This window comes from Williamwhitmania taraxaci (assembly GCF_900096565.1).
Classification (GTDB): Bacteria; Bacteroidota; Bacteroidia; order Bacteroidales; family Williamwhitmaniaceae; genus Williamwhitmania; species Williamwhitmania taraxaci.
The window spans coordinates 1-3,646 of the sequence record NZ_FMYP01000133.1; the positions used below are offsets into that span (position 1 = coordinate 1).

The window sequence follows — 3,646 nt, forward strand, 5'->3', positions numbered from 1 at the left end:
TGTTGCCATCTTCTTTGAAAGGAGTCGACCTTCCTCTCCAAATCAGTATATCCCTGACAGGGTTATTCTGGAAAAGCAATTCGGTGTCCCGAATGATCTCCCAGCTGGCGCGGAACCTCCTTCGGCGGTCAAGCTATTTTACTATCCGTGCCCTGCAAGCCTTGGCTGATGTAAATATAGCAAAATAGATGAACGCTGGTAGCAGGTGTGCGGCCGCCAATAGCGCGCAGCACGGTTGCAGAGGTTCATCCGCCTGCAACAGCCTTAAGCCGCCACGTTTGGCAGGTTTGCCGTATAGGCAACATGCCCATGCCACTGCTTTGTACTCGTGGCATAGCTGCGGTTATGCTACCTTACTGCAAAGTGCCTGAATTATCTGCATTAGCCGCCTTGCACCGCGCATGGACGAAATACGTCTGTTCAATCGGGCGATACTGGTTACTGGTTTAGAAAACAAAAATCCCTAACCACCAATCTATCTATTGGTGGTTAAGGATTCTAAGGAAGCCATACATACTAAAGCCCCTCAATCATTATTCTTCCATTAACTTCTTACAACTTGTTTTTTATACCCCATCACTCCATAGTAGAGAATATAGAGATACCCCAACATCGGCATTAAGAATGCATGGTGAACTCCGAAACGATCGGCCAGCATTCCCATAGCAAATGGAATAATGGCACCACCAACAATTGCCATGCAAAGAATACCTGAGCCTTGGCTAGTGTGTGGACCTAAATCGTCGATAGCAAGGGTAAAAATAGTAGGGAACATAATGGAGTTGAACAACCCAACGGCAATAATCGGCCAAATAGCAAAATGTCCGGTCGAAGCCACCGTTAAAGCCACAAGTAATCCGGCAGCACCGGCAAGCACAGCAAGCGTTCTGTTTGGTTTATTCTTACCAAGGAAGAATCCAACAAGGTTAATCGCTACAAAAACAAGGAATAAACCACTTAAAACAAAATCGTGAGTAAGGAAATAAGCCAAGCCATATGCACCCACAAATATCGCAGAATAAAGTCCGTAGCGATTTTGCGGCTTAGCAAAATGGGTAAGCGAAATTGCGCCAAAGAATCGGCCAATCATGGCGCCACCCCAGTAGAGGGAAACATATTTGGATGCATCTTTTTCGGTAAAGCCGGCAATTTCGGGCAGACCAAAGAAATTAATAAGGAAGCTGCCTATCGATACCTCAACACCCACATAAACAAAGATGGCCAATGCACCCAGCACCAAATGGCGGTATTGCCATGCACTTCCGGGGGCTTTTGCTACAGAATTTCCGGCCTGAATAACTGGTAATTTTGCTTTGAAAAATACAAATGCAATTACTAATAGCGTAATGGCAATGGCAATATAGGGAAGTTGAACCGTGCTTGCCTTTTCGGCGGTACTACTGGCAGTATCGGAAAAGATAAGCAAGCCACCAAAAACCGGAGCAATGGTAGTTCCAAAGGAGTTGAATGCTTGGGTCATATTCATCCTACCCGAAGCCGACTCAGCCGGCCCCAGAATTGCCACGTAAGGATTGGCCGCAACCTGCAAAACAGTAATACCCGAGGCCAATACGAATAAACCACCAAGGAAGAAACCGTAGCTAATAAACAAAGAGGCAGGGTAAAACATTACGGCGCCTACTGCCGCAATAACCAAACCTAAAACTATACCATTTTTATACCCGATGCGGCCAATAATCAACCCAGCAGGCAGCGACATAATTGCGTATGCTCCAAAAAACGTAAGCTGAATGAGCATAGTTTTGGTATACGTCAGATCGAACAGGGCTTTAAGGTGCGGGATTAGGATGTCGTTGAGGCAGGTTATGAACCCCCACATAAAGAAAAGGGTGGTAAGCAGGTATAACGGACCGCGGTAATTGCCAACGCTACCACTTACACTTACATTCGCTGAACTTATTGGTGTAGATGCCATAGGTTAAATCGTTTTTGGTGTATTAGGAAAGGTGAAGTCCAAAGGTAATTTTTTAACCAAATGGTTCTTCCCTGATGTAGTAAAATAGTTAGGGGAAGAACGAATGTAGAACTGTTGTAGTACCACATATTTCGCTCTTCCCCCAAAAACTCAATCAATAAACCAACTTAACAATCAACCTATTCAATAAAACCCATAAACCTAAATCATAAACCCTATGTTGAAATCCTTGGTAACAAAAAAAATTAAAACTTTAATATCAACCTAAGGATAGTATCAAAAACCAACCATAAAATCTGAAGATTAATATCAGAAAAGTAATCTGTCTAAACCAACAACCAAACGATTGATATAGGAACGATACCCTCAAAACATAATTTTCGAAAACAAAAATAGGGATAATTATAATCAACACAAAACCATACCGGCCTACATAACAGCAAAATAGAAAGCGCAAACGTTATAGAAGAGAGAAAAAAAGTTTAAAAAAATTATTAGAGAAGTCAAAGGAGTCAGAGAAGTTGGAGAACAAAGGTCATAACTCGCATCACTCTACTTCAGCGCATTCAACAACTCGGGCATAAGCGAGCTTATGGCATGCTCGGTTTGTGCAGTATAAAGATTCCCATCAACAACCAACTTTTCATCGGTTCCAATGCCACCTTTAACAACCGGCTTAACTAACGAATGCAAGGCAACTCGCCTACCCTTACCAACACCAACCTTGTCGAAAAGCATAAATAGCCAACAACGTTATTCGCATAACCGAACACACATACAAAAAGGAAGGCGGCGCATTTTTGCAGATACTCAAACATTGTTCAGCTGACCTGCACCACCTATCAACATTATATATACCTTAGGGTGGAAATAAACCTTCACAACAGTAAGGTTTATCCGCCCATATTGTGGCGGATAAACCCAACAAAGTTGGGTTTATAAACGAGTTGAGGGTAATATTAAAAGATGCTATATGGAATGGGATTTACAAAAAGTAAAAGATTTAATAAAAGAAAAGATTGAGGAAAATCTTAATCTTGATTATAAAGCCTCTGATTCATTACAACAAAATGATAAAAAAGCAAACGAAATTTCAAAGGACGTTTCAGCATTTGCAAATTCTGATGGAGGAGTAATAATTTATGGAATAAGAGAAGATAACCAGAATAAACATCTTCCAGAATCAATTGACCCAATTAACAGAAGCGAAATTTCAAAAGAATGGCTAGAACAGATTATTCAAAGTAGAATAAGGCCAAGAATAGAAAATATAATTATTCATCCAATACCGCTAGAAGAGGAAACGAATAACCTGATATATGTTGTTGAAATACCTCAAAGCAATACAGCTCATCAAGCAAGCGACAGGAAATATTATAAAAGATATCACTACTGTCCGACAAAAAGATTCCAGTTGAAACGTTAGTTGAATAAAAATAAGGGGCTACTCCCCGAAGGTTTCACCCCGATGTTGTAGATTTGTTTTGCGAAAAAAAATACAACATGGGCAAAAATACAGAAATAAAATTAGTCGGACAGCCGATTTTCAAACAAGCCATCAACTTAATCGATGCCATTAATGTCAGCAGCTTGGTGAAAAAGCATGGTGCAGACCATTACTATAAGACGTTTAAGGCAAAACCCCAGCTGGTTACCATGCTGTTTGGCGTCCTCAGCCGGTGCGATTCGATGACCGAAATATGTGAAGGG

The 3,646-nt window shown here is 41.3% G+C and carries 5 protein-coding genes; 3 read left to right on the forward strand and 2 right to left on the reverse strand.

Going from position 1 to position 3,646, the window contains the following annotated elements:
- The coding region (locus BLS65_RS18685) for a hypothetical protein (protein WP_212590591.1) at positions 1-188 on the forward strand (188 nt) is incomplete at its 5' end.
- Positions 189-544: 356 nt separating this feature from the next.
- On the opposite strand, the gene BLS65_RS17325 is transcribed toward BLS65_RS18685, so the two are convergent.
- The gene (locus BLS65_RS17325; RefSeq protein WP_092441048.1) at positions 545-1,936 is read right to left on the reverse strand and encodes a sugar MFS transporter; all 1,392 of its coding nucleotides are present in this window, start codon (positions 1,934-1,936) and stop codon (positions 545-547) included.
- A 552-nt stretch (positions 1,937-2,488) separates the two neighbouring features.
- Positions 2,489-2,674, reverse strand: coding sequence for a type 1 glutamine amidotransferase family protein (locus BLS65_RS17330; protein WP_092441049.1), 186 nt, complete (start codon positions 2,672-2,674; stop codon positions 2,489-2,491).
- 235 nt (positions 2,675-2,909) lie between these two features.
- On the opposite strand from BLS65_RS17330, the gene BLS65_RS17335 reads away from it, so the two are divergent.
- Both BLS65_RS17335 and BLS65_RS17340 read left to right on the forward strand, forming a co-directional pair.
- Positions 2,910-3,362: an AlbA family DNA-binding domain-containing protein gene (locus BLS65_RS17335; protein ID WP_092441050.1), complete on the forward strand. Its 453-nt coding sequence runs from the start codon at positions 2,910-2,912 to the stop codon at positions 3,360-3,362.
- 77 nt (positions 3,363-3,439) lie between these two features.
- A partial coding sequence (locus tag BLS65_RS17340) for a DUF4372 domain-containing protein (RefSeq protein WP_125869780.1) occupies positions 3,440-3,646 on the forward strand: 207 nt, incomplete at its 3' end.

What these genes read in the sequence shown, in the direction of transcription:
- BLS65_RS17335 (WP_092441050.1), top strand. Translation starts at nt 2,910, where the DNA reads ATGGAATGGGATTTACAAAAAGTAAAAGATTTAATAAAAGAAAAGATT.
- BLS65_RS17325 (WP_092441048.1), bottom strand. Translation starts at nt 1,936, where the DNA reads ATGGCATCTACACCAATAAGTTCAGCGAATGTAAGTGTAAGTGGTAGC.
- BLS65_RS17330 (WP_092441049.1), bottom strand. Translation starts at nt 2,674, where the DNA reads ATGCTTTTCGACAAGGTTGGTGTTGGTAAGGGTAGGCGAGTTGCCTTG.